The sequence below is a fragment of the Streptomyces albus subsp. albus genome, from assembly GCF_000719865.1.
In the GTDB taxonomy this organism is placed as follows: domain Bacteria; phylum Actinomycetota; class Actinomycetes; order Streptomycetales; family Streptomycetaceae; genus Streptomyces; species Streptomyces albus_E.
Genome location: NZ_JOID01000016.1, coordinates 282977 through 307265 on the forward strand (window position 1 = coordinate 282977; position 24289 = coordinate 307265).

Here is a 24289-nt window from a genome sequence, read left to right on the forward strand (position 1 = left end):
GCCTGCCCCGGTCCGGATTGCCCCTCCCGCCTGCCCCGTCCCGGCCGTCCGATCCGGCCCCGGTTTCCTCACCCGCCGTCGCCGTCCAGGAACGGCGTGGTCGTGAAGGCCGTCATGTTCCCGGGGCCGGTCCCCCGAGTGATCCACCAGTGCGTGGGGTCCTCGCCGTAGAAGCGGAAGAGGCTGTGGGCCGCCCAGTTCAGGACGAGTTCGTCCCGGCCGTCGCCGTCGAAGTCGGCGGCACCGTACGGGCGTGCCGCCCGCTGCCCGGCCGGCACCTTGCGGCTCTTCCCGGCCTTGCCGCTCTTGCCGTCCTTGCCGCCCTTCGCGGCCGGCTCACCCGGCACCCGGGCGGGGCCGAGGCGCAGCACCTCCGTGCGCCGCTCGTCGCCGCCGTCCCCGCCGCCCTCGCCGTCGGGCAGGTCGATCAGCAGGGCCCCGTCGTCGGTGGCGACCAGCAGCGCGTCCCGGCCGTCGCCGTCCGGGTCGGCCGCGCTGTAGCCGCCCGGCCCGTACGGTTTCCGGGTCTCCGGGAGTTTCACGGTGCGCGGAGGGCTGCCGGTGCCGGGGTAGACCCCGAGGGAGGCGTGCACCTCGGGTGCCTCGGTGCGGTAACCGGGCTCGTCGTTGCGGCTGCCGTCGTCGCCGATGGCCAGATCGCGGAGGCCGTCCCCGTCGAAGTCGCCGAAGGCCACCGCGTTGCCCTTGCGCACTTCCCTGCCGGAGGCGGCCGGGCCGCTGCCCCGGCGCGCCGCGTAGAAGAGACCGCCGGTCTGCTCGCCGTCACTGCCCCGGTGCACCAGCAGACCGGTGGCGCGGGGCTTGCCCGTGGGGTCGATGTCGTCCGCGATCAGCCGGCGCGCGTCCCGGGTGCCCGGACGGGTGTCGGTGCGCGCCGGGACGCCGGAGCGGGAGAAGGGGCCGTAGAGGAGGACCACCGCCGTGCCGTCCTGCCGCAGCGCCGCGAGGTCGTGGTGGCCGTCGCCGTCGAAGTCGCCGCGCACCGCCGCGTCGAGACCGCCGGCGCCCGCGTTCCCCGCCGGGCGGACGGTGGTCGGCGGGGTGCCGTCGCGCGGACCGGCCGGCCCCGCCGGTCCGCCCCAGCTCACCGCAAGGGCGGAGCGCTGGGCGTGGCCGCCGGTGTCCCGCTGTGCCTCCTCCCACGTCAGGGGCTCGCCGTACCGGGTGACGAAGTCGGGGTAGCCGTCGCCGTCCAGGTCGGCGGTGGTGACCTGGGCCGGGCCGATCTCGTTCAGGGGCGCCCGCTCCGGTTCCGCCGGGGGCGGCACCAGGCTCGCGCGGTCGTGGACGGTCCGCGTGGCGGGGTCCGGGCCCTCGGCCGAGCCGAAGACGACGGCCAGCCGGCGCGGTGTCCGCTCCCCTGGCCCCTCGCCGCCCACCGGGATGAGCAGGTCGCGGTGGCCGTCGCCGTTGATGTCGTCCGGGTCCTCGGAGCCCTTGCCCTCGGCGGGCGGGCGGGAGGCGGTGGGAGTGGCCACCGGGTCCCCCTTCTCCCCCGCGCCGCCGGAGGAACCCCCCGACGGGCGCGCCGGCTCGGCGGTCCCCCCACCGCAGGCCACGAGCGATATCAGGACGGCGCCGGCCACGAGGGCGCAAGCAGGGGTGTTTCCGCGTCTCATGACCTCACCCCACACCACCGCTGCCCGCGGGCCAAGGGCGGCGGCGGGTTGTTGCGGAGTCGTTGACCACCGGCGCCGGGCGGGGGGCCGCGGGGGAGGCGGCGCGGCGCGGCAGGCCGGCCGGGCGGGCGGGCTGCCGGGGCTCAGTCGAGGTAGCCGCGGAGCTGGTCGGCGAAGTTGTGCTCGCGGAGTCTGCCGAGGGTCTTGGACTCGATCTGCCGGATGCGCTCCCGGGTCACGCCGAAGATCTGCCCGATCTCCTCGAGCGTGCGCGGCCGGCCGTCCACCAGTCCGTAGCGCAACTGGACGACCCTGCGCTCCCGTTCGCCGAGGGTGGAGAGCACGTGGTCGAGGTGTTCACGGAGCAGCAGGAAGGCGGCGGACTCGACGGGGGACGCGGCGTCGCCGTCCTCGATGAGGTCGCCGAAGGCCACGTCGTCCTCCTCGCCGACCGGCGCGTGCAGGGAGACCGGCTCCTGGGCGAGGCGGAGCACCTCGTCCACGCGCTCCGGGGTGAGGCCGAGATGGGCGGCGATCTCTTCGGCCGACGGCTCGTAACCGCGCTCCTGGAGGACCCGGCGCTGGATCCGGATGACGCGGTTGATCAGCTCGACGACGTGGACGGGGACCCGGATGGTGCGCGCCTGGTCGGCGAGCGCCCGCGACATGGCCTGCCGTATCCACCAGGTGGCGTAGGTGGAGAACTTGTACCCGCGGGCGTAGTCGAACTTCTCGACGGCGCGGATGAGGCCGAGGTTGCCCTCCTGGACGAGGTCGAGCATGGTCAGCCCGCGCCCGACGTAGCGTTTGGCGACGGAGACGACGAGCCGCAGATTGGCCTCGATCAGCCGGCGTTTCGCCATCCGGCCGAGCACCACGAGCTGGTCCAGTTCGCCGGCCAGCCGGGAGTCGAGGTCGGGGAACCGGCTCAGCTTGTCCTCGGCGAAGAGGCCGGCCTCCACGCGGGTCGCGAGTTCGACCTCCTCGGCGGCCGAGAGGAGCGGGATCCGGCCGATCTCGCGCAGATACTGGCGGAAGAGGTCGGAGGAGGGGCCGGAGAGGTCGGAGGAGGAGCCGGAACGGGCGGCGCCCTCCGCCTGCCGGGCGAGACGGGGCGGGGGCCCGGCGTCCGGGACGGCGTCCGGGACGGCGGGGTCGCCGGGCCGGATGCCCTCGGGTCCGGCCGGGCTCTCCGGCGCGGTGCCGCCGGGCGGCGCGTCGCCGGGCGGGGCCTCGCCCGGCGGGGGTTCGGAGTCCTCGGCCGCGGCGGCGGAGCCGGCGGAGTCACCGTTCGGCGTGCCGTCCGCCGCCCCCGGATGGTGCGGCGGGACGGTCAGCGGCGGCACGGCCGCCGCCGTGCCGCTGAGGGTACGGGTCTGCACGGGACGGCCTCCAGGAGGATCGCTGCCGGATCGGGGCGGCAGGCGACGGCGGAACGGCCGCGGCCCAGCCGCCGGCCGTCCCGAACGCCGGGAGCGGATGCGCGGGGGGACCCGGGAACCGGTCGACCGGACCCGCCGCGCTCCGAGGAATCGGGCACCGCACACCAGTGTGAGGCACCGCACATGCCCGGTACGAGGGTGCTGCGCCCACTTTCTGGACGGGGCCGTCACGCTTCGCCACCCCGTCGCCACCGAACGTGCGACCGCCCCGGTCCGTTCCGGCATGGAGCCCTCCCCTCCGGGTAGTCGCGCTGCCGAAAGGGCATCAGGCGGCCCTCTGCCGCGCCATCGGCGCTCGCGCCACGGGCGGACGCGCGAGGGCGCCCCGCGGACAGCACAGGGAGGCTCAACGATGCGTACGGGCAAGCGCGTTCGGATCATGGCGGTCGCGGCCGGCGGGCTGCTGGTCACCGGAGTTCTGGCCGGCTGCGGCCCGGAGGACGGGGCGGCGGGCGGCGACGGCTCGCCGGGAGCGGCGCGAACGGACGGGGACGGCGACCGGAAGAGCGGTGGTGACGGGAAGGGCGGCACGGACGGCGACGGCGGCACGGTCGCGGCCGCCTACCAGAAGACGGCGGAGGCGCGGACCGCCGAGATCACCCTGATCACCGAGGTCGAGACCGGGGAGGAGGACGCCGTCCTCCGCGGCTCCGGCGTCATCGACCTGAAGCGGGGCACCAGCGACATGGTCCTGAAGGCTCCCGGCACGCGGATCGAGCAGCGCACCGTGGACGGCGTCGTCTACCAGAAGCGGCCCGCCGGGCAGCGGGAGCAACTCCCCGACGGCAAGACCTGGATGAGTTACGACCTCCGGAAGCTGGGCGCGCAGGCGGGCACCGGCGCCCAGATCGCCGACCCGGCCTCGACCCTCGCCTACGCCAAGGGCATCACCGAGAAGGACGTCGAGAAGATCGGTGAGGAGACCCTCGACGGCGTCTCGACCACGCACTACGAGGTGGCCGTGGACGTGCGGTCGCTGGTGCGGAACAACGAGCTGATGGGCGAGGCGCTGGAGGACACGGTCGGCAGCACCCTGCCGCTGCACATCTGGCTGGACGACGAGGGACGGCTCCGCCAGCAGACGATGGAGCTCGACATCAACGCCTCCGGGGCGGGCGGGGAGCGGAGCGCGAGCCCCGACGAGGTCAGTGTCGCCACGACGCTGAAGCTGGGCGAGTTCGGCACGGAGGTGGACGTCGAGCCGCCGCCCGCCGCCGACACGGCCGACATGACCGACAAGGCCGTCCGGCAGGGCGGGCGGAACGGCGGATAGGCGGCCGGACTGACACCCGGCCCGGATGCGGCGGCGCCGCGGTTCACAGCGCGGCGGCGCGGTTCACAGCGCGGCGGCGCCGCGGTTCCGCAGATCCTGCCGGTACTGCTCCAGCACCCACAGCTCCTCCTGCAGGGAGGCGTACGCCGACATGTCGCCGCCGGCCTCGCAGCGGCGCATCGAGCCCTGGATCTGCCCGATCCGCCGGTCCACGGCGGCCAGCCGCACGGCGGCGAGCTGGGTGCCGGCGTAGAAGTCGTCCGGGTCCTTGCGGGTCAGCAGCGGCTCGACGGCCAGCTCCGTGATCAGCGAGCGCACGGTGTCGTCCGGCGCCGCCTCGCGGGCCCGGGTGAGGAAACCGGCGTCCGCGTCCGTGGTGCCGCCCGCCTCGGCGATGGCCTCGCGCACCGTGGCGTACGGGGCGGCGGTGAACTCGTCCGCTCCGTAGGCGTCGAACACGGGGGCGACCAAGTCGGGCCGCTGGAGCGCCAGCTTGAGCAGCTCGCGCTCCACGCGGTGCGCCGGGCTGCGCAGATCCAGCCGCGGGCCCCGCGGCGCCGCCGGGCGCTGCGGCTCCGGCTGCCGGCCCCGGCCCCCGCCCTGCGGACCGCGGCCCGGCGCGGCGCCCGACAGGGCCGGTTCCGGCGTGCCGCGCTCGTAGCTGCGCGCCAGGGCGTGCACGCGGCGGCGCACCGCCTCCTCCTCGGCCGGGGAGGTGAGGCCGACCATGCCGCCGAGCCGGGTGGCGTAGCGGTCGCGCAGGCTGCGGTCCTTGATCCGGGCCACCACGGGCACGCCCGCGTTGAGCGCGGCGACCTGGCCCTCCTCGGCGTCGAGGTGGTAGCCGGAGACGATCGAGCGGAGCGCGAAGGCGAACAGCGGGGTACGGGAGTCGATCAGGGAGCGCACGGCCTCGTCGCCCTGGGCGAGCCGCAGTTCGCAGGGGTCCATGCCGCCGGGGGTGATGGCGATGGAGGTCTCGGCGGCGAACTTCTGGTCGTCCTCGAAGGCGCGGAGGGCGGCCTTCTGGCCGGCCGCGTCACCGTCGAACGTGAAGACGACCTCGGCTCCCGAGTTGTCCATCAGCAGCCGGCGGAGGATCTTGATGTGCTCGCCGCCGAAGGAGGTGCCGCAGGTGGCGATGGCGGTGGTGACCCCGGCGAGGTGGCAGGCCATGACGTCGGTGTACCCCTCGACGACGACGGCCCGGCTGCCCTTGGCGATGTCCTTCTTGGCGAGGTCGATGCCGTAGAGGACCTGCGACTTGCGGTAGAGCGGGGTCTCCGGGGTGTTGAGGTACTTCGGGCCGTTGTCGTCCTCGCGGAGCTTGCGGGCGCCGAAGCCGATCACCTCGCCGGTGATGTCGCGGATGGGCCACATCAGCCGGCCGCGGAACCGGTCGATGGGGCCGCGGCGGCCGTCCTGGGCGAGACCGGAGAGGATCAGCTCCTTGTCGGTGAAGCCCTTGCCGCGCAGGAAGCGGACGAGGTGGTCCCAGCCGGCCGGGGAGTAGCCGACGCCGAAGTGCTCGGCCGCGGCCTGGTCGAAGCCGCGCTCGGCGAGGAACTTCCGGCCGATCTCCGCCTCGGCGCCGCCGAGCTGCTCGGCGTAGTAGCGGGCGGCGGCCCGGTGCGCCTCGACCAGGCGGATCTTCTCGCCCTGCTGGCGGCCCGGGTTGTAGCCGCCCTCCTCGTAGCGCAGGGTGATGCCGGCCTGGGCGGCCAGCCGCTCGACGGCCTCCGAGAAGGAGAGGTGGTCGAGCTTCATCACGAAGTCGAGGGTGTCCCCGCCCTCCTGGCAGCCGAAGCAGTAGTAGAGCCCCTTGCTGGGGCTGACCTGGAAGGACGGGCTCTTCTCGTCGTGGAAGGGGCAGAGGCCCTTGAGGTTGCCGCCGCCGGCGCTCCGCAACTGGAGGTACTCGGACACGACGGCGTCGATCGGGACCGCGTCCCGGACCGCCTTCACATCGTCGTCGTTGATCCTGCCTGCCACGCGGTGAAGTCTACGGTGGCCCTACGACACCTCGGACCGGCCGGTTCTCCGGCCGGTGGCAGGCCGGCGGCGCGCCCGGGCGGCGCTCCCGGGCGGTCCCGGTGATCCCGGGCAGCGGTCAGTCCTGGCCGGCTCCGACCGTTCTCGCCAGGACCACGTGCGGGCCCACGCCCTCGATCTCGAACTCCTCACCGACGACCGTGAAGCCCTCGCGCTCGTAGAAGCCCCGCGCGCCGGTGCGGCCGTGGCACCAGACGACACCGGCCCCCCGCGAACGGGCCTCGGCGATCCCCGCCGCCAGCACGGCCCGGCCGAAGCCCCGGCCCCGGACCGACGGATCGCTGGCCATCCCGCGGAAGCGGTGGGCGGGCGCCCGGCTGCCGGACTCGGAGAAGGGCTCGGGGAAGGGCTCGGGGAAGAAGGTGACGCAGGCCCGTACCGCGCGGGTCTCGTCGTAGGCGGCGATGTGGAAGGTGCCGGGCGCCGAGTCCTCCGGGAACACCGCGGACTCCTCGGGGCGGCCGGGGCGGAGCACCTTCCACCGCAGCGCGAAGATCTCCGCCACGGGCACGACAGCTGTGGGTATCGCCATGGGTGCGACGCTACTCCGGACCCGGGCGGCCGCTCCACCTGGCGCTTCCCCGGCCTCCGTCCCCTCGCCCGGCCGTCCGCGCGTCCCGTCCGGCCTACTCGGCCGGCTGGTCCGTGAGCGCTCCCAGCGGTACGGAGGGGTCGGCGAGCGCCGACGGGTCCACGGGCCGGCCGGCGCGGACCAGCCGCTGGATCTTGTCCGTGACGTCCCACACGTTGACGTTCATGCCGGCGAGCACCCGGCCGTCGGCGGCCAGCCAGAAGGCGATGAACTCCCGGCGGCCCGCGTCGCCCCGGATCACCACCTGGTCGTAGCTGCCGGGCGGTGCGTAGCCGGAGTACTCCAGGCCCACGTCGTACTGGTCGGAGAAGAAGTACGGCACCCGGTCGTAGACCACCTCGCGGCCGAGCATCGAACGGGCCGCCGCCGGGCCGCCGTTGAGGGCGTTGGCCCAGTGCTCGACGCGCAGCCGGCCGCCGAGCAGGGGGTGCGCGGCAGCGGCGACGTCGCCGGCGGCGTAGATGTCCGGGTCGCTGGTGCGCAGGGAGGCGTCGACGGCGATGCCGCCGCCGGTGGCCGGATCGGCCAGCTCCAGTCCGGCGGATTCGGCGAGGGCGGTGCGCGGGGCCGCGCCGATGGCGGCGAGGACGGCGTGCGCCGGGTGCTCCTCGCCGTCGTCCGTGCGGGCCGCGAGGACCATGCCGTCCTGGCCGGTGATCTCCGTGAGGCTCGCGCCGAAGTGGAAGCGGACGCCGCGCTCCGCGTGGAGATCGGTGAAGAGGCCGCCCAGCTCGGGGCCGAGGATGCCGTGCAGCGGGGTGGCGGATCGCTCGACCACCGTCACCTCGGCGCCGTAACCGCGGGCGGCCGCGGCCACTTCGAGGCCGATCCAGCCGGCGCCGGCGATCAGGAGATGGCCGTTGTCCCGGCCAAGGGAGGCGAGGACACCGCGCAGCCGCTCGGCGTGCGCCAGCCGGCGCAGATGGTGGACGCCGGCCAGGTCGGTGCCGGGGATGTCGAGGCGGCGGGGCTCCGCGCCGGTGGCGAGCAGCAGCTTGTCGTAGTGACAGCGGGTGCCGTCGCCCAGGCCGACGGTCTTGGCGGCCGGGTCCAGGTGGACGGCGGGCTGGCCGAGGTGCAGCTCGATGTCGGCTCGCGCGTACCAGGCCGGTTCGTGGACGAAGACGCTGTCCCGCTCCTCCTTGCCGATGAGGAAGCCCTTGGAGAGGGGCGGACGCTCATAGGGCTGGTCGCGCTCGTCGCAGATGAGGATGACCCGGCCGGTGAACCCCTCGGACCGCAGGGTCTCGGCCGCCTTCGCCCCCGCCAGTCCTCCCCCGACGATGACGAAGGTCTGATGTGCGTCGACCACGTGATGCCTCCTCGCTACCGGCGTATGGGCCTGCGTTCATAGTCCCCCGGGCGTCCCGCCCCAAGCGAGCGTCCCGCAACGGGCGTGCCGGGTGAAGAGGGAGCGGGGGGTGCGGGGCACACCTTCACGGGTCGTCCCCATCCCCGCCGGCCGGCCGTTCAGCCGTCGCGATGGCCCGGCCGTTCGGTGAGCCGGGCGTGCAGGTCGCGGGCCGAGGTGTCGGTGAGCGAGGCGATCTGGTCGACGACCACCCGCTGCCGCGCCCGGTCGTCCCCGGCCGCCGCGTACTCAGCGCGGAACTGCGGGTCCATGCCGTCGGGAGCCCGGGCGCTCAGCGCCTCGGCCAGCTCGCCGAGGACGACGCGCTGGTCGGCGCGGAGCCGCTCCTGCTCCGGGTGCTGCATCACGTACCGGTCGGCGACCGCCTTGAGCACGGCGCACTCCAGGCGCGTGGCGCGGGGGACCACCAGCTCGGCGGCGTAGCGGGTGAGCCGCCCGGAGCCGTACGCGGCCCGCGTCGCGCCCTCGGCGGCGAGGCAGAAGCGGCCGATGAGCTGGCTGGTGGCGTCCTTCAGCCGGGCCTGCGCCACGGCGGAGCCGTCGTAGCCGTGCGGCCACCACTCCTGGTCCGTCAACCGGTCCAGGGCCTCGGCCAGTTCGTCCGCCTCGGTGCCCGGGGGCGCGTAACGGGCCCGCGCGACCCGGAAGATGTCCTGCCGCTCCGGTTCCGCGAGGAGGAGGTTGGGGTCGATGTGGCCGGCGTGGAGGCCGTCCTCGACGTCGTGGACGGAGTACGCCACGTCGTCGGACCAGTCCATGACCTGGGCCTCGAAACACTGCCGCCCCGGGGGCGTGCCCTGCCGGAGCCAGTCGAAGACGGGCCGGTCGTCCTCGTAGACGCCGAACTTCGGGGAGGCCGGTCCGGCGGGGTGGGCGCCGCGCGGCCACGGGTACTTGGTGGCGGCGTCGAGGGCGGCGCGGGTGAGGTTGAGGCCCACGCTCACCAGGTCGCCGTCGTCCGTGCGGACGAAGCGCTTCGGCTCGATGCGGGTCAGCAGCCGCAGGGACTGGGCGTTGCCCTCGAAGCCGCCGCTGTCCTTGGCGAAGTCGTCGAGCACCTGTTCGCCGTTGTGCCCGAAGGGCGGGTGGCCGAGGTCGTGCGCCAGACAGGCCACCTCGACGAGATCGGGGTCGCAGCCGAGCGCGGCCCCCAGCTCCCGGCCGACCTGGGCGCACTCCAGGGAGTGGGTGAGGCGGGTGCGAGGGCTGGCGTCCCAGGCGGAGGTCCGGACGGGCCGGGTCCCGGCACCGCCCGCCGCCGCGCCGGCGGCCTCCTGTGCGATGCCGGGCGTCACCACCTGCGTCTTCCCGGCGAGGCGGCGCAGGGCGGCGGAGTGCAGGACGCGGGCGCGGTCGCGCTGGAAATCGGTCCGGCCGGGACGCTTGTCCGGCTCGGGCGACCAGCGCTCGACGTCCGCCCGGTCGTAGCCGGGCACGGGCGTGCGGGGCGAGCCGGGGTGCTCCCGGCCGCCGGGTACGGGGCGGTCACCGGGGACCCCGGGGTTCCCCGGGTCCCCCGAGGACAGGGGCGCTGGTGTGCCTTCACCGTTCATGTCCTGACCGTATCCGCAGCCGACGACGGCATTCATGAGCCGTTCGGGCCGGAGCACCGGGCGCGCGAGCGAGCCCGGCGTGGTGCCCTGTTCCGCCGCGTCGACCGGTACGGCGAGGGCGTCGGCGCCGAGGTGGCCCGGCCGCCCGGCGGTGCCCGGTTCGGCCGGCGGTGCCGGAGGCGGCGCGTGCGGTCCGGCCGGTCCGGTCAGTCCGTTCGAGCCGGACGCCATCGGGTGGGCCCACAAACGGGCAGGGCGACGGCGCTGCTGTGGCCGGGCCGGGCGGCCCGGCCCGGTGACTGGTCGCCCGGTGACTGGTGGCCCGGTGACTGGTGGCCCGGTGACTTCCCTCAAGCCTCTCCGGTCCGGACCTGCCGGTAAGCGACGCGGTTGCCTTGGGTGCGGACGGAGGCGGCGGGGCCGGTCGGCGCGGGCGGCCGGACGAGAGTGTGGCGCTCGCGCCGTGCTACGCGGCCGGGGCGGAGGCTGAGCCCGGGCGGGGGGCCTCAAGCCGGGCCGGGGCCGAGAAGTCCCGGACGGCCGGTTCGGCCGCGGCGGCGAGCGCCTCGTCGTAGCGGTGCAGGATCAGGCGTGCCATCGCGCTGTGCGCCCCCAGGGGGGCGGCCGCCAGGCCGTCCGGCGCGGCCTGGGCGCAGACGGTGGCGAAGCGGCCGGGCGCGGTGAAGTACGAGGCCACGGCCACACGGCGGCAGCCCCGGGCGCGCAGTTCACCGACCGCTTCCGGCACGGTGGGCGCCGCGGCCGAGGCGTAGGCCGGGAGCACCGGGATGCCGCCGAGGCGTGCGCCGAGCAGCCGCGCGGTGCGGCCGGTGTCGCGGGCTCCGTCGGGATCGCGCGATCCGGCCGCGGCCAGCACCACGCCGTCGTAACCGCCGTCCGGGTGAAGGGAATTGGCGGCGGCCTCGGTCAGCCGGGCGTGCAGGGCCTCGGCGAGCAGGGGGTGCGGGCCGAGCGGTGCGGCGACGACGGCCCGCAGGGCGGGAGCCGCCTCGGCGAGGGTTCGCGGGATGTCGTGCTTGACGTGGTAGCCGCGGCTGAGCAGCAGGGGCACGAGGACAGCGTCCCGGGCGGCGCTGCCACCGTGGGCGGGGGCGGGGCCGTGTCCGGGGACGGGGCCCGGGTGGGCGACGGAGCCGGCGTGGGCGCCGGACCCGGAGCCGGCCGGGCCGCTCGCCCCGGTGGCGGCCGCCGTCTCCGCCAGGGTGTCCGGCAGCAGGGGTTCGTTCAGCTCGATGTGCCCGAGGCGCACCGGGAGGCCTGGACGCAGCGCGCGGACCCGGTCGAGGAGTGCGGTGACCGTGCGCAGGGCCTCGGGGTCGCGGCTGCCATGCGCCACGGCGACCAGGACGGGTGGCCGGGCCCCGGAGCGGCGGGGTGCGGGGTACGGGTGCCCGCCGCGGGCGCCGATGGAGTGGAGGGCGGTGCCGAGCCGGCTGCCGATCCGGTGCATGAGCTGCGCCGTGCTGTCGAGAGCGAGCGGGCCGTGGGGGCTGTGGGGGCCGTGGCCGTCACGGTGGCCGTGGGGGCCCGGGTGCGGGGTCGACGCCGTCATGCGACGAGTCTGCCGGGCGCTCGTTGCCGCGCCGTTGCGCCGTGATGACGGCTGGTTTCCGCTGCTTCACGGGCGGGGGCGGACCCTGTGAGGGGCGCGCGGGGAGACGCCACTCCCCCGCCCCTCGTGAGCGCCCCCTCGTGGCGCTGCCCACGACTGGCCACGCGGGTTCCCGGATCCGGCCCGGTGGACGAACACCGTCGCGGGGGACGGGCCCGGTCCCGTGCGGGGCGTGCGGCCTCCGGGGCATCCGCGCGGCCGGGGTTCCCGGCGGGGCCGCATGCGGCGCCCCTCCTCGGGCCACCTCTTGGCGCCACCTCACGGCGGCCCGCCGGCCGCGCTGAGGTCTCCGTCCGAGGCGCGTAACCCGGCGGGGAGCGGTGCGTAACACGGGCCGCGCAAGCTGGCGTGCATGAGTGCCACGCTTCCCGCCGCCGCCGTTCCGCCCCGGCGCACCGCCGTCGACACCCACTGCCCGTACTGCGCCCTGCAGTGCGGGATGGGGCTGCGGACGGGCGCGGCCGGGGAACCGCCCGAGGTGGTGGAGCGGGCGGCCTTCCCCGTGAACCTCGGCGCCCTGTGCGGCAAGGGCCGTACGGCCGCCGCCGTGCTCGACCCGCGGCTGCGGCTCACCGGCCCGCTGGTGCGCCGGGACGGCGAACTGGTGCCGGCGGGCTGGGAGGAGGCGCTGGACCGGGCCGCCGAGGGGCTGACCCGCACCCGCGCGGACCACGGCCCGGACGCCGTCGGGGTGTTCGGCGGCGGCGGGCTCACCAATGAGAAGGCGTACGCGCTGGGCAAGTTCGCCCGGGTCGCGCTCTCCACCTCGCAGATCGACTACAACGGCCGCTTCTGCATGTCCTCGGCGGCGGCCGCCCACCAGCGCGCCTTCGGGCTGGACCGGGGGCTGCCGTTCCCGCTGGAGGACGTGGCCCGCACCGGCTGCGTCATCCTCGTCGGCTCGAACCTCGCCGAGACGATGCCGCCCGCGCTGCGCTATCTGCGGGAGCTGCGGGAGAACGGCGGCAAGCTGATCGTCGTCGATCCGCGCCGGACCCGGACCGCCGAGCAGGCCGATCTCCATCTGGCGCCGCGCCCGGGCACGGACCTGGCGCTGGCGCTGGGGATGCTGCACCTGGTGGTGGCCGAGGGCCGGGTGGACGAGGAATTCGTCGCGGAACGGACCACCGGCTGGCCCGAGGCCCGGTCGGCGGCGATGGCGCACTGGCCGGAGCTGGTGGAGCGGATCACCGGGGTGCCGCTGCCGGCGGTCCGGGAGGCCGTGGAGCTGTTCTGCGGCGCGGAGAGCGGCATGGTGCTGACGGCGCGCGGACCGGAGCAGCAGTCGAAGGGCACCGACACGGTCGGCGCCTGGATCAACCTGTGCCTCGCCACGGGCCGCGCCGGCCGACCGCTGTCCGGCTACGGCTGTCTGACCGGCCAGGGCAACGGCCAGGGCGGGCGCGAACACGGCCAGAAGGCCGACCAGTTGCCCGGCTACCGCAAGCTGGCGGACCCGGCGGCACGCGCCCACGTGGCGGGAGTCTGGGGTGTCGACCCGGAGTCGCTGCCGGGCCCGGGGCGCAGCGCGTACGAACTGCTGGACGCGCTGGGCGGTGAGGTGCGGTCGCTGCTGCTGATGGGGTCGAACCCGGTGGTGTCCGCGCCGCGCGCGGCCCATGTCGCCGAGCGGTTCGCGGCGCTGGACTTCCTGGTGGTGGCCGACGTGGTGCTGTCGGAGACGGCGGCGATGGCGGACGTGGTGCTGCCGGTGACGCAGTGGGCCGAGGAGACGGGGACGACGACGAACCTGGAGGGCCGGGTCATCCTGCGCCGCCGGGCGGTCGATCCGCCGGCGGGCGTGCGGTCGGATCTGGAGGTGCTGCACGGGCTGGCGCGGCGGATGGGCCGCGAGAAGGGCTTCCCCGTCGACCCGGAGGAGGTGTTCGAGGAGCTGCGGCGCGCGTCGGCGGGTGGCCCGGCGGACTACGCGGGCATCAGCTACCGGCGGATCGCCGAGGAGGACGGCGTGTTCTGGCCCTGCCCGGACGAGGGGCATCCGGGGACGCGCCGGCTGTTCCTGGAGCGGTTCGCGACGGAGGACGGCCGGGCCCGCTTCGTCCCCGTGAGCCACCGGCCGGCCGCGGAGGAGCCGGACGGGGAGTATCCGGTGTTCCTGACGACGGGGCGGGTGGTCGCCCAGTACCAGTCGGGCGCGCAGACCCGGCGGGTCGCCGAGCTGAACGCCGCCGCGCCCGGTCCGTTCGTGGAGCTGCATCCGCGGCTGGCGGAGCGGATCGGGGTCGCGGAGGGCGAGGCGGTGGCGGTCACCTCGCGGCGGGGGCGGGCCGTGGCGCCCGCGCGGGTGACGCGGGACATCCGGCCGGACACGGTGTTCATGCCGTTCCACTGGCCGGGCGAGGGCCGGGCGAACACCCTGACGAATCCGGCGCTGGACCCGGTCTCGCGGATGCCGGAGTTCAAGGTCTGCGCGGTCCGGGTGGAGGCGGCGGACGACGGCGGCTGATCGCTGCCCCGGCCTCGGCCGCGCGGTTCAGCCGTGTCCGGGGCCGCCGTGCTCAACCCGTTCAGGCGGCCAGCGGCCGTCCGGGACGCGGGTGCCGTGGGCCCGCAGCTCGCGGGCGACCGGCTCGGCCGCGAAGTACACCCAGGCGCGCACGGCCCGCCCGTCGGCGCGCAGCACGTCCCGCGCGCGCCGCTCGTAGAAGGTGGCGGGCTCCCCGGGGGTGTAGCCCTCCAACGCGTCCAGCGCGGCGAGCAGTTCGCCGTACTCGGCGGCGCGCGGCGCGATGAGGTGGCCGTGGACCTCGCCGCCCGGCTCCTCGACGGCGTACGGGAAGCCGGGCCCTTCGTAGAGCGCGGCGCCCGGGAGCCGGGCGGGCTCCTCGTGGTCGGTGCGGCCGCGCAGCAGGCGGGTGTGGTGGCGTCCGCCGGGGCGGAGGGTGCCGTAAACGAAGACGGGCAGCCGGTCGCCCTGCTCCCAGGGGCCGGGCGGCGGCTCCTCCTCCGGTCTCACCGGGCCGCCGTCTCCGCGGCGACCCAGGCGAGGTAGTCGGCGCCGCCCTGGGTGACGGGCGTGGCGATGATCTCGGGGACGTCGTAGTCGTGGGCGCCCCGGATATAGGTCTCCAGTTCGCCGAAGCGGACGCTCGCGGTCTTGAAGAGCACCTGCCACTCGCGGGCGGTCTCGACCGCGCCGTCCCAGTGGTAGACGGAGGTGACCGGCGCACTGATCTGCGCGCACGCCGCGACCCGTGCCTCCACTGCTCCGCGCGCCAGGGCCTCGGCCTTCTCGGCGCTGTCGGTGGTCGTCATGACGGTCAGGAACTCGGCCATGGCGGGGTCCTCCTCGTGCTGCCGGTGCGTTCACTTCGTCCGGTGCACGGTAACCGGCGGGGCCGGACCGGCCGCAACAACGGCGCCCGCCCTCCGCCCCGCGCTCCCGTGGCGGCCACGGGTGCGGAGCGGAGGGCGGGCGGTCCCGCCGCGGGCCCCGGCGGGTGCAGCCGCCGGTTCCGTCAGCGGCGGCGGCGCGGGCCGGAGCCACGATCACGGACCGCGGTCACGGACCCGCGGTCACAGGCCGCGGATCGACAAGCCGCGGATCAGAGGCCCGACTTGTACAGCAGCCGGTTCGGGGTGCCGCTGTAGTTGCCGCTGATGACGTACGTCGTGGCGTTGGAGGTGATCCAGTTGTTCACCGTGGACGACGAGGCGTCACCGTAGGCCGACTTGTAGAGCGCGGCGACACCGGCGACGTGCGGGGACGCCATCGAGGTGCCGCTGAGCGAGGTGCTGCCGCCGCCCAGCCGCGTCGAGGTGATCGACACGCCGGGGGCGTAGACGTCGGTGCAGGAGCCGTAGTTGCTGAACGACGCCTTGCGGTCAGAGCTGTCGGAGGCGGCGACGGTGATCGTGCCGGGCGCGCTGGCCGGGGAGACGTTGCAGGCGTTCTGGTTCTCGTTGCCCGCCGCCACGGAGAGGTGCACGCCGGAGTTGGCGAGGTTGGTCGCCGCGTTGTTGATGGCCGAGGAGTAGCCGCCGCCGAGCGAGGCGTTGGCCACGGCGGGCTTCACCGCGTTCTGCCGGACCCAGTCGAATCCGGCGACGACCCCGGCGGTGGTGCCGGAACCGGAGCAGTTGAGCACACGGACGCCGCGGAGCTGCACGCCCTTGGCGACGCCGTAGGTGCTGCCGCCGACCGTACCGGCCACGTGGGTGCCGTGGCCCTGGCAGTCCTGTCCGTTGCCGCCGAACGCGTCGAACACGTTGCGGGCCCGGGTGCCGAAGTCCGGGTGCGAGGTCTGGATGCCGGTGTCGATGATGTAGGCCGTGACGCCGGAGCCGTTGCGGCTGTAGGTGTAGGAGCCGGACAGCGGGCGGTTCCGCTGGTCGATGCGGTCCAGGCCCCAGGGGGCGTTGTACTGGGTCGCGTCGGCCGTGATCCGCTGGTCCTCCTCGATGGCGGCCACGGAGTCGTTGCCGCGCAGTTCGGTGAGCTGCGCGGAGGTGAGCTTGGCGGCGAAGCCGTTCAGGGCCTTGGAGTAGACGTGGCGGGTTCTGATGCCCTCGGCCTTCGCGACGTCCTTGGCCTTCTCGCCGGCCTTGAGAGTGACGATGTAGCTGCCCGTCACTTCCAGTTCCTGCGGGGCCTGCTGGACGGTGACCAGCGGGGCGGGCGCCTCGTCGGGGGCCGCGACCGCTCCGGCGGTGGGGGTGAGGGCCAGCGGCACGGCGAGCAGCAGTGCGCCGATGTGGGAACGCTTCATGACAGAAGAGACCCTTTCGTCTCGCGGCGGCAGGGGTGGCCGCCGCTTCTGGGGAGACCTCCGGCGCCCGCTCGGACCGGGGAGTCCGGGCGGGCGTCCGCACTGGGGTGGCACGGTGGAGGCTCGCCCGTACGGTCTCGAGCACCCGTACGGGCGGGAGAGCCACCGCGACGCGTGCGTCCCCGTGAGACGCGCGCGGCGCGGCACGCCGGCCGGCGATCCGGAGGGTTGGGGGACACCGCCGGACCGCCGGTAACCCGGCGCTGTGCGGCTCACGTTAGGGCTGGTTGGCGTGAGTTGACCCCGGCCGGATCAGGCATGACCGGTCCCGGCCAGTCACCGCTCACCGGTGTGGGGCGTCCGACTTTTTGGCAAAGGCGGCATGGCCCCCTATCGTCATGCACATGTCTGCCGGAGACGACAACCGGCCGGCCGGGCGGCCGGACGCCCCGCACAGCGGGCGGGAGAAGCCCTCGCCCGGCGCCGCGGCCGCCCCTGCCGACGGCGGCACCGAGGCCAGGGCGCGAGCGGCCTATGCCGCGCTGCTGCGGCAGTTGACGCTACGACAGGCGAACACCGGCCGGGACGCGGTGCCGGGGGCGGAGACCGCCCGCGGCCCGGGTCGCACGGGGCCGGAGGGAACGGATCCGGCCACCGGCACCGGGGCGGGCCGCGCGGAGCCGGGCGGCCCGGCGCCAGGCCCGGACCGCACGCCGACAGGCCCGGACCACACGGAGCCGGGCCGCACGGAACCGGACGGCACGGAACCCGGCGGTTCCCAGCCCGATCCGGGCGGGACGGAGCCGGGCGGGACGGGGCCCGGCAGCCCGCCCGGAGGCATCCCGGGGGACGCCACGACGGACGCCCTGCCCGAGGACGTGGCCCGCTGGCTCACCGAGCGCCGCCTTCTCAACCCCTCACGCACCGACGTCAGTTCACCCGAGCGGGCCATCGTCGAGCTGCTGACCGGGCACAGGGAACGGCTGCTGAGCGCCTGCACGACGCTGCAACGCGACCTCAGGGCCGTGGAGGACGTGGCGCGGCTCCTGCCGCCGCCCCGGCTGCACGGACACGACACCGTGCCCGTCGAGTTCTTCACGGACCGCGCCCAACTGCGCAAGCGCATCGACGCGTTCCATCCGCTGACCCGGCATGAACTGCTGTCCATGCGCACCACTTTCCCCGAGCCGGAGGTGCTGGAGGAGAGCCTGGTCACCGACCTCGAAGTGCTCGCCCGGGGCGCCGCCTGCCGGCTGCTCGTCTCGGCGAGCGCCCTGCGCAAACCGGGCGCGGCCCGCTATGTGGAGAGCGTGGCCGAGGCCGGCGCGGAGGTCCGCGTCGCCACGTCCGTACCGCTCTACCTCCTGATCGTCGACCGGGAACTCACCGTCATGTGGGCCGGTCTGGGCTCCGACCGCGACCGCGGTGACGTCGCCCTGCACGGCCCCCTCATCGCCTCGTGCTTCGTCCAGGTCTTCGAGCACAGCTGGGCCGCCGCCTCCCCGCACGCGTCCGGCGCCCCCGGCGCCCGGGCCCAGTCAGCCCAGGACTACACGCCCCGGGAACGCGAGGTGCTCGCCCTTCTCGCCACCGGCGCCAAGGACGAGAGCATCGCCCGCCGCCTCGGCATCTCCGAACGCACCCTGCGCCGCCTGATGAACCAACTGGTCGACAAACTCGGCGTGGAGAGCCGCTTCGCGGCCGGCGTCCGCGCGGCCCGCCTGGGCCTGGTGGACTGACAGCGACCACCGGCCCACGAGGCCCCGGAAACAAACGAACTGGGCAGCGCAGCTCACCGGCCCAAGTGACCCGCACCACGACGATCACCTGCCGACTCGGCACGGGCAGAAACCAGAGCAGCCCCGCACCCAGGAAGTCGAGTGTCCGCAGAGCACCGCCCTCGCCGACTTCGCCGGCGTCACGGCCGAGAACGGCCAGTTCCCGTGCGAGGCGTTCGACTTCGGTGACGACATGCGCCGGGAGCCCACCGACGACATGCTCGGCATCCGGGGGTCGTACTCCCAGACCCAGGCGTCACTCAGGATCCAGTTCCTCACTCGCCGCACGAAGGATGCGGCCGACCTCAGCGGCTGCGGAACGCGCTTCCTCGGGATCGGCGAGCGGACAGGCGGCCCGCTCCTGGCAGGCGCGGAAGCGAGCCGCGCGCTGCGGCCATCTTTCGATGTTGACGATGGCGCCCCAGTGCAGGGTGAAGGCCCGCAGAGGCCCGAGGCTGCTGGTGCGCTGCGCGTTCGTCGCGGCCCGGGCGAGATGCCGGTTCAGCTCCGGAAGACGGCTCGGAACGATGTGCGCCACGGCCTCCCGCAGGGCATCCGGCGTGAGCGACGGCATGGGAATGATGGGGCCATCGGTCTCGGTCGGCTGACCGCTCACGGCACTCTCCCACTCCGCTCGGTCTGCGGTTCAGAGCCTATCGCTCCGGCCACCGCCGCCACCCCGGCCCATCGCACCATCTCACCTGGAGAAGCGTGAACCGGGCTGGGACGGCACCCGCCGCATCGCCTCTCCCGCCCACTGCGGATGCGCAGCCTCCGCGCGGCCCGCCTCGGCCTGGTCGACTGACCGGATCCTCACGGATTCGCCGTGGGAGGCGCAGGCGACGGCCTCTCCCTCGGCACCAACTCGGCGTGCACATCGGCGGTGTCCTCGCTCGGGGTGAGGGTCGCGCCATTGCTGCGCAGCGCCGCGAGCGCCGCCGCGTTGTGAGCCGTGGTGTCCGCGACGACGACCCGCGCACCGGCCCTGCCGGCTTCGTCGAGAAGCAGGCGCAGTGCGGCGGTACCGATGCCGTGGCCCCGGTGGGAACGGGCCAGCCACATACCCGTTTCGAGGGCTTCCCCGCTGCCGCGTACAGCCAGGCGGGCCGCGCCCACGATCTCCCCGTCGTGAGTGATCGCGTAGGTGGACTCCCGGAGCGGGCCGGCAAGCCCGGCGCGCCGGGCGCGGTGCCAAGCCCGGAAGGCTTCCTCCCGTTCGGGCGTCCATCCCGGTGGACCGGCCACGGGAGGCATGACCTCCTCGGGCGCCGCGTCGCCGACGGCCACGGCGAGGAGTTCTCCGAGGCCCGCCTCGTCCATCCGCCGCAACTCCACCCGACCGACCATGTTGGCCCCCCATCACCGAGCGCCGGACACCGGTTACCGGCCCCGTCACTTTCCGCGACCGACGAGCGACAGGCTATGCCCAGGCTGCGGGAAGCGGACGGCACAGCGAGACAGCCCCTGCGCGAACGCACCGACCGGCCGGAGGACACACGGCGCGTGCCGGGCCAGTGCGCGCAGAGGCCCGAGACCGCTGATGCCACTCCGCCTTGCCGCGCGGTCACTGCCATGACGGGACCACCGGGGCACGGGAACGGGACTCCCCGCGAGGCCCCGCCGTCAAGCAAGCCAGACGCATATGTCAACTTCTCGGCCGTGAACGGACCGAGCTTGTTGGCTCAGTCGGTCACACCGATTCATGCTCTCCTGCGCGGCCGGCTTCCGCGCCCGGAGTCACATTCCTTCCTTGGACCACGCCGACGTCATACTGGAGCGCCGCGACGAGGAGAATCTTGTCCTCATGCGGGAAGAGCGGTTCGGCGCCGCCCTCACGAGCCTGAACTTCGCTGCTAGGTCTCTCTCCGTCCTCGCAGCCCGCCACGAGGCTCTCGCCGAGGAAGTGCTGGCCGAGGAACTGCCCTGGCTGCACTGGCTCCCGGAGCACGAGCGTCCGCAGTGTGTGCGCGAATTGCTCGCCGACCTTCGCGCCGGCGCCGAGACAGGTCTGCTCCTGCCCTTCGCCCGCAACCTGGCCGCCTGGCGCGCCACCGCCGAGGCTTGGTCCGACCCGGAACTGGCCCAGAAGCTGCAGGGCCCGTTCGAGGGCAACGGGCCCGAGCTGGGCCGGCCTGAGGGGGACGCGGCATGAGCGCTCGGGGCCGGGAACTCCCGCGTCCGCGTCCCTGGCGAGTCCGCGCCGCCGACCGGCGTGCCCATGGCGGCTGGCAGCAGTTGCTCCGGCAGGTGCGGACAGGACCGTCCCTCAGCGCGCCGGTTCGGTGACGTCCTGGGTGCCGATGACGGCGAGCAGGTCGAGGAGGCCGGCGCTGTCGGTGCCGACCGCGGGGGTGAACCAGAGCAGCCGCTGCCGGCCGTCCTCGCTGAACAGGTTGAGGCAGTTGACCTCGATCAGGCCGAGCGCCGGGTGATTGAGACGTTTGCGGTCCATGCGCCGGAACGCCACGTCGTGCTCGGCCCACAGGGCGGCGAATTCGGGTGAGGTGCCGAGCAGCGAGCTGATCATCGAGCGGGCTTCCCCGTCCTTGGCGTCCCGCCGGGCGGCGGCCGCCCGCAGGTCGGCGACGAAGGCGCGGGAGTGGCTCTCGTGGTCGGCTTCGGGATACAGCCGCCGGGCCCCGGGCTCGGTGAACCACCGGTGGACGAAGCTGGCCCGGGGCCCCCGGAAGCCGGAGTGGTCCCCGAGCAGCGCCACGGCGAGCGGGTTCTGTACGAGGGTGACGTGCAGGTCGGTGATGACCTGCGCGGGTGTCGACGCGAGCCGGGTGAGCAGGTCGAGCATCCCCGGGTGGACGTGCGAGGCGGACGAGCCGGGCGCGGGCACCGGGCGGTCCGCCAGGCGGTACAGGTAGTCGCGCTCGTCGGCGGTCAGGCGCAGCGCCCTCGCCAGCGCGGCGATCATCTGCTCGGAGGGCTGGGAGCCTGCTCCGCGTTCCAGTTCGGTGTAGTAGTCCACCGAGGCTCCGGCGAGCTGGGCGACCTCGTCGCGGCGCAGCCCGGGCACACGCCGCCGGGGCCCGTGGGGCAGCCCCACGTCGGCCGGGCGGATGCGTCCGCGCCGCGACCGCAGGAAGGCCCCCAGTTCGGTGTACTTCGCAGCGCCCATGCCCCTCATTCTGCGTCCGGCCGGGCCGCGGACACAGGGGATGACATCCCCTGGTTCCGTCCGCCGGTGCCGCGCACCGTGGAGACATGACCACGAACACCACGAACCACGCCCCTCCGGCGGCCGTACGGGCCGCCATCGTCACCGGCGGATCACGCGGTATCGGCCGGGCGGTCTCCCACCGGCTCGCCCGGGACGGCCTGGCCGTCGTGGTGAACTACACCCGCGACACGGCCGCCGCCGAGGAGACGGTGGCGGCGATCACCGCCGCCGGCGGGCGGGCGATCAGCGTGCGGGCGGACGTGGCGGACGAGCACGCGATCGCCGCGCTGTTCGACCGGGCGGAGCAGGAGTTCGGCGGCGTGGACGTCGTCGTCAACTGCGCCGGCCGGCTCGCCCTGTCCCCCGTCGCCGACCTCGACCTGGCCGTCCTCGACGCCGTGCACCGCACCAACATCCGCGGCACCTTCGTCGTCGCCCAGCAGGCCGCCCGGCGGCTGCGCGCGGGCGGCTCGTTCGTGGGCTTCTCGACCTCCGTGATCGGTACCTGGTTCCCGGCGTACGGCGCCTACGCGGCGAGCAAGGGGGCCGTCGAGGCGCTCACGCTGATCCTCGCCCGCGAGCTGCGCGGGCGGGACGTCACGGTGAACACCGTCGCCCCCGGCCCCACGGCCACCGACATGTTCCTCGACGGCAAGACACCCGAGCAGATCGACCAGTTGGCCAAGGCCCCGCCACTGGAGCGGCTGGGCACCCCGGAGGACATCGCCCGGGTGGTCGCCTTCCTCACCGGCCCGGAAGGGCGCTGGGTGAACGGCCAGGTCCTCCGGGCCAACGGGGGCATGGTCTGAGACCGCTCACTCACCGTGCCGGCCTGTGACCGGGCCCGCTCCGATCAGGCCGGTCCCGGCCGGGAAGCGGCCCCTGGCTGCGCGGTAACGGCGCCCGCCCCCGGACACGCGCTCCCCCACCACGGAAGAAACCAGCCCAAGGAGAAACAGCCATGCCCTTCGCGCATTTCAAGGTCCCCGCGGGCACCGTCACCGCGGAGGACAAGAAGAAGATCATCGAGCGCACCACCGACCTGTACGCGGAGATTTACGGCGAGCGGGCCCGCCCCACCACCGTGGTCCTCGTCGACGAAGTCCCTGACGGCGGCTGGGGCGTCGCCGGCAACGTCCTGACCGCCGCCCTGCTCAACGGCGAGGCCTGATCTCCGTCTCCTGTGCGGGCTCGGCGCCACGGTACCGGGCCCGCACAACCGCAGCCCTCACCCGCCGGGCCGGAGGCCGACGGACGCGACACTGCTGGTGAACGCGGCCCAGCTCGGTGCCGCGACGCGGAGTATCGGGCCGTCCGGGGCTTTGGAGTCGCGGATCGCGACGGTGCCGGGGACGTTCATGGCCACCTCGACGCACTCACGATCAGCGCTGCTGTGGCTGGACTTGCGGAAATGAAAAAGCGGCATGGCTCACAACTCCTTGCCGAGATAACGGATATAGGCAGTGGACTCCCTCTCGCAGAGAGCACTGCGGGTGAGTCGTTCGAAGAGCGCTTCGTGAGCGGCAGCCCCGTCACCGCCCTCGATCCAGAGCTGCCCGAGGGCGGTCTCTGTATACACCACGTCCATCGCGCCCGGTACCGCAAAGGACAGGATGTTGAAGGTGCCGCCCATGCCCACGTGTTCACCGTGCGAGAAGGGAAGCACGTGGATACGCACATGAGGCTTCCGAGCCACTGCCACCAAGTGGTCCAACTGCTCGCGCATGGTCGGCGCCCCGCCCACCAAGTGGCGTAGTGCGGCTTCGTGGACCACTGCTGTCAGCTTGAGCGGCGGATCGTCGTCCAGGCGCTGCTGGCGCGCGACCCGTGTGGCGACCAATCGGTCACCGTTGTCGCTGTGGCCGCGCAAAGAGTTGCCCAGCGCGAGCGCCCGGGCGTACGCAGGGGTCTGCAGCAGCCCGGGGACGAAGCAGAGCTGCCATGTTCTGATCACGGTCGCCGCGTTCTCCAGGGCGACGTACTCCTGCATGTCGCCGAGTTCGGGGTGGTTGTTCCACCACCCCTTCGCCTTGCGGCGTTCGCGGTCGACGCGGGCCAGGTCGAGGAGCGAGCGTTCGGTGTCGGTGCCCTCGACGCCGTAGAGCTTGCAGAGCGCGTGGATGTCCGGGTCCCGGATGGGGACCCAGCCGCGCTCCAGCTTGGCGACCTTCGCTGTGGACGCCGTCAGGGCGTTCGCGGCCTGCGGCTGGGTCAGGCCCGCCGCCGTGCGCAGTCTCGTCAGCTCTCCGCCCAGCCTGCGTCCCAGGACGCTTGACGTGCTGTTTCCCTGCTTGGCGGGACCCTCTGTCACCTGTCGCTCCTCCTGCGTGAGGACACTCAGTCTGCTGTGCGTCGACGGTCACAGGCAAACTCGATAGGTGGAAATCTTCCAGGTAGAGCTTGAGGATGCTGGGACGAGTGTGGATACGTTCCGTGCCGAACCACTCACCGCGTGGCACCGAGCAGTCGCGTTTCCTCGCTGACCGCCCGGAAGCCGTCACGCCCGCAGCCCGCACCAGGAGGCACGCAACCATGCCCGAAGCACACTTCTCCCCCGAACCCGCGCTTCGCGTGGACGCGTTGGACTACACGCTGAGCCCGCGCAGTGTCGGGCTCGCGCGGCGGCGGGCCGCTCGGCTCGTCGGCGAGTGGGGGCATCCCGGGCTGGCGGGGGACACGGCGCTGCTCCTGTCCGAGCTGGCCACCAACGCCCTGGTGCACGGCCACGTTCCGGGCCGTCTCTTCCGGGTGGAGCTGTCGCTCGGCCGCGGCGCGCTGCGGATCGCCGTCTCGGACGCGCGCGGCGAGGCGCTGCCGCGTCCCCGCCCGGCGGCGCTCACCGGTACGTCCGGGCGAGGGCTGCTCATCGTCCGGACGCTGGCCTCCCGTTGGGGGGTTGCGCACCGGACGGTCGGCAAGACGGTCTGGTGCGAGCTCGATCTGCCCGCCGGTCCCGCCGGTCCCATCAGTTCGGTCGGTCCCGCCGCACCGGCGGCAGTCCGGAAGGCCGATCTCGTTTCGGAGGAGCGTGGCGGGGATCCCGCCGCCGGGTGAG

22 protein-coding genes are annotated in these 24289 nt (G+C 74.4%); 7 read left to right on the forward strand and 15 right to left on the reverse strand.

Annotation, left to right across the window (positions count from 1 at the left end):
- Positions 1–68 precede the first annotated feature (68 nt).
- The gene (locus tag IF83_RS0118615) at positions 69–1499 is read right to left on the reverse strand and encodes a VCBS repeat-containing protein (RefSeq protein ID WP_051722932.1); all 1431 of its coding nucleotides are present in this window, start codon (positions 1497–1499) and stop codon (positions 69–71) included.
- A gap of 284 nt (positions 1500–1783) precedes the next feature.
- Complete coding sequence (locus IF83_RS0118620; RefSeq protein WP_244177119.1) at positions 1784–3022, reverse strand: RNA polymerase sigma factor; 1239 nt, start codon at positions 3020–3022, stop codon at positions 1784–1786.
- Between the two features lie 412 nt (positions 3023–3434).
- Here IF83_RS0118620 and IF83_RS0118625 point away from each other — a divergent pair, with 412 nt between their 5' ends.
- Positions 3435–4355, forward strand: a complete 921-nt coding sequence (locus tag IF83_RS0118625; RefSeq protein ID WP_051722903.1) for an SCO4651 family lipoprotein — start codon at positions 3435–3437, stop codon at positions 4353–4355.
- A 63-nt stretch (positions 4356–4418) separates the two neighbouring features.
- Here the strand turns inward: IF83_RS0118625 and dnaG are convergent, their stop codons facing one another.
- The 5 genes from dnaG to IF83_RS30400 all read right to left on the reverse strand — a co-directional run bounded on the left by dnaG (position 4419) and on the right by IF83_RS30400 (position 11497).
- Positions 4419–6347 carry a DNA primase gene (dnaG, locus tag IF83_RS0118630; RefSeq protein ID WP_030545534.1) on the reverse strand — a complete coding sequence of 643 codons (1929 nt, stop codon included), beginning with the start codon at positions 6345–6347 and terminating at the stop codon, positions 4419–4421.
- Between the two features lie 118 nt (positions 6348–6465).
- Positions 6466–6939: a GNAT family N-acetyltransferase gene (locus tag IF83_RS0118635; RefSeq protein ID WP_030545535.1), complete on the reverse strand. Its 474-nt coding sequence runs from the start codon at positions 6937–6939 to the stop codon at positions 6466–6468.
- Between the two features lie 94 nt (positions 6940–7033).
- Positions 7034–8311, reverse strand: coding sequence for an NAD(P)/FAD-dependent oxidoreductase (locus tag IF83_RS0118640; RefSeq protein WP_030545536.1), 1278 nt, complete (start codon positions 8309–8311; stop codon positions 7034–7036).
- 158 nt (positions 8312–8469) lie between these two features.
- Positions 8470–9924 (reverse strand): deoxyguanosinetriphosphate triphosphohydrolase, encoded by a 1455-nt coding sequence (locus IF83_RS0118645; RefSeq protein WP_078843617.1) that lies wholly within the window; start codon positions 9922–9924, stop codon positions 8470–8472.
- A 466-nt stretch (positions 9925–10390) separates the two neighbouring features.
- Entirely contained in the window at positions 10391–11497 is a 1107-nt protein-coding gene (locus IF83_RS30400; protein ID WP_051722905.1) for a sirohydrochlorin chelatase, read from the reverse strand.
- Between the two features lie 412 nt (positions 11498–11909).
- Here IF83_RS30400 and IF83_RS0118655 point away from each other — a divergent pair, with 412 nt between their 5' ends.
- Positions 11910–14024 carry a molybdopterin oxidoreductase family protein gene (locus IF83_RS0118655; protein WP_030545541.1) on the forward strand — a complete coding sequence of 705 codons (2115 nt, stop codon included), beginning with the start codon at positions 11910–11912 and terminating at the stop codon, positions 14022–14024.
- A gap of 27 nt (positions 14025–14051) precedes the next feature.
- Here the strand turns inward: IF83_RS0118655 and IF83_RS0118660 are convergent, their stop codons facing one another.
- The 3 genes from IF83_RS0118660 to IF83_RS0118670 all read right to left on the reverse strand — a co-directional run bounded on the left by IF83_RS0118660 (position 14052) and on the right by IF83_RS0118670 (position 16287).
- The gene (locus tag IF83_RS0118660; protein ID WP_208605899.1) at positions 14052–14534 is read right to left on the reverse strand and encodes a gamma-glutamylcyclotransferase family protein; all 483 of its coding nucleotides are present in this window, start codon (positions 14532–14534) and stop codon (positions 14052–14054) included.
- On the reverse strand, positions 14531–14854 hold the full coding sequence (cutA, locus tag IF83_RS0118665; protein WP_030545545.1) for a divalent-cation tolerance protein CutA: 324 nt from the start codon (positions 14852–14854) through the stop codon (positions 14531–14533). Before cutA ends, IF83_RS0118660 begins: the two co-directional genes overlap by 4 nt.
- Before the next feature lie 269 nt (positions 14855–15123).
- Positions 15124–16287 carry a S8 family peptidase gene (locus IF83_RS0118670; RefSeq protein WP_030545547.1) on the reverse strand — a complete coding sequence of 388 codons (1164 nt, stop codon included), beginning with the start codon at positions 16285–16287 and terminating at the stop codon, positions 15124–15126.
- A 404-nt stretch (positions 16288–16691) separates the two neighbouring features.
- On the opposite strand from IF83_RS0118670, the gene IF83_RS31265 reads away from it, so the two are divergent.
- A complete protein-coding gene (locus IF83_RS31265) occupies positions 16692–18026 on the forward strand; it encodes a helix-turn-helix transcriptional regulator (RefSeq protein ID WP_158711065.1) in 1335 nt (444 codons plus the stop codon).
- Positions 18027–18321: 295 nt separating this feature from the next.
- Here the strand turns inward: IF83_RS31265 and IF83_RS0118680 are convergent, their stop codons facing one another.
- Complete coding sequence (locus tag IF83_RS0118680) at positions 18322–18681, reverse strand: hypothetical protein (RefSeq protein WP_030545551.1); 360 nt, start codon at positions 18679–18681, stop codon at positions 18322–18324.
- A 197-nt stretch (positions 18682–18878) separates the two neighbouring features.
- Positions 18879–19412 (reverse strand): GNAT family N-acetyltransferase, encoded by a 534-nt coding sequence (locus tag IF83_RS0118685; protein ID WP_030545552.1) that lies wholly within the window; start codon positions 19410–19412, stop codon positions 18879–18881.
- Positions 19413–19815: 403 nt separating this feature from the next.
- Here IF83_RS0118685 and IF83_RS0118690 point away from each other — a divergent pair, with 403 nt between their 5' ends.
- Positions 19816–20217 (forward strand): hypothetical protein, encoded by a 402-nt coding sequence (locus IF83_RS0118690; protein WP_208605900.1) that lies wholly within the window; start codon positions 19816–19818, stop codon positions 20215–20217.
- 114 nt (positions 20218–20331) lie between these two features.
- Here the strand turns inward: IF83_RS0118690 and IF83_RS0118695 are convergent, their stop codons facing one another.
- The gene (locus IF83_RS0118695) at positions 20332–21201 is read right to left on the reverse strand and encodes a helix-turn-helix transcriptional regulator (protein WP_030545556.1); all 870 of its coding nucleotides are present in this window, start codon (positions 21199–21201) and stop codon (positions 20332–20334) included.
- A gap of 77 nt (positions 21202–21278) precedes the next feature.
- Here IF83_RS0118695 and IF83_RS0118700 point away from each other — a divergent pair, with 77 nt between their 5' ends.
- Together IF83_RS0118700 and IF83_RS0118705 are read left to right on the forward strand one after the other, a co-directional pair.
- Positions 21279–22043 carry an SDR family oxidoreductase gene (locus IF83_RS0118700; RefSeq protein WP_030545557.1) on the forward strand — a complete coding sequence of 255 codons (765 nt, stop codon included), beginning with the start codon at positions 21279–21281 and terminating at the stop codon, positions 22041–22043.
- A gap of 152 nt (positions 22044–22195) precedes the next feature.
- On the forward strand, positions 22196–22405 hold the full coding sequence (locus tag IF83_RS0118705; RefSeq protein WP_030545559.1) for a 4-oxalocrotonate tautomerase family protein: 210 nt from the start codon (positions 22196–22198) through the stop codon (positions 22403–22405).
- A gap of 57 nt (positions 22406–22462) precedes the next feature.
- On the opposite strand, the gene IF83_RS0118710 is transcribed toward IF83_RS0118705, so the two are convergent.
- Together IF83_RS0118710 and IF83_RS0118715 are read right to left on the reverse strand one after the other, a co-directional pair.
- Positions 22463–22660 (reverse strand): DUF397 domain-containing protein, encoded by a 198-nt coding sequence (locus IF83_RS0118710; RefSeq protein ID WP_030545561.1) that lies wholly within the window; start codon positions 22658–22660, stop codon positions 22463–22465.
- 3 nt (positions 22661–22663) lie between these two features.
- Complete coding sequence (locus IF83_RS0118715; protein WP_030545563.1) at positions 22664–23545, reverse strand: helix-turn-helix domain-containing protein; 882 nt, start codon at positions 23543–23545, stop codon at positions 22664–22666.
- A 221-nt stretch (positions 23546–23766) separates the two neighbouring features.
- On the opposite strand from IF83_RS0118715, the gene IF83_RS0118720 reads away from it, so the two are divergent.
- Positions 23767–24288: an ATP-binding protein gene (locus IF83_RS0118720; RefSeq protein ID WP_078843593.1), complete on the forward strand. Its 522-nt coding sequence runs from the start codon at positions 23767–23769 to the stop codon at positions 24286–24288.
- The last annotated feature ends 1 nt before the right edge of the window (position 24289 follow it).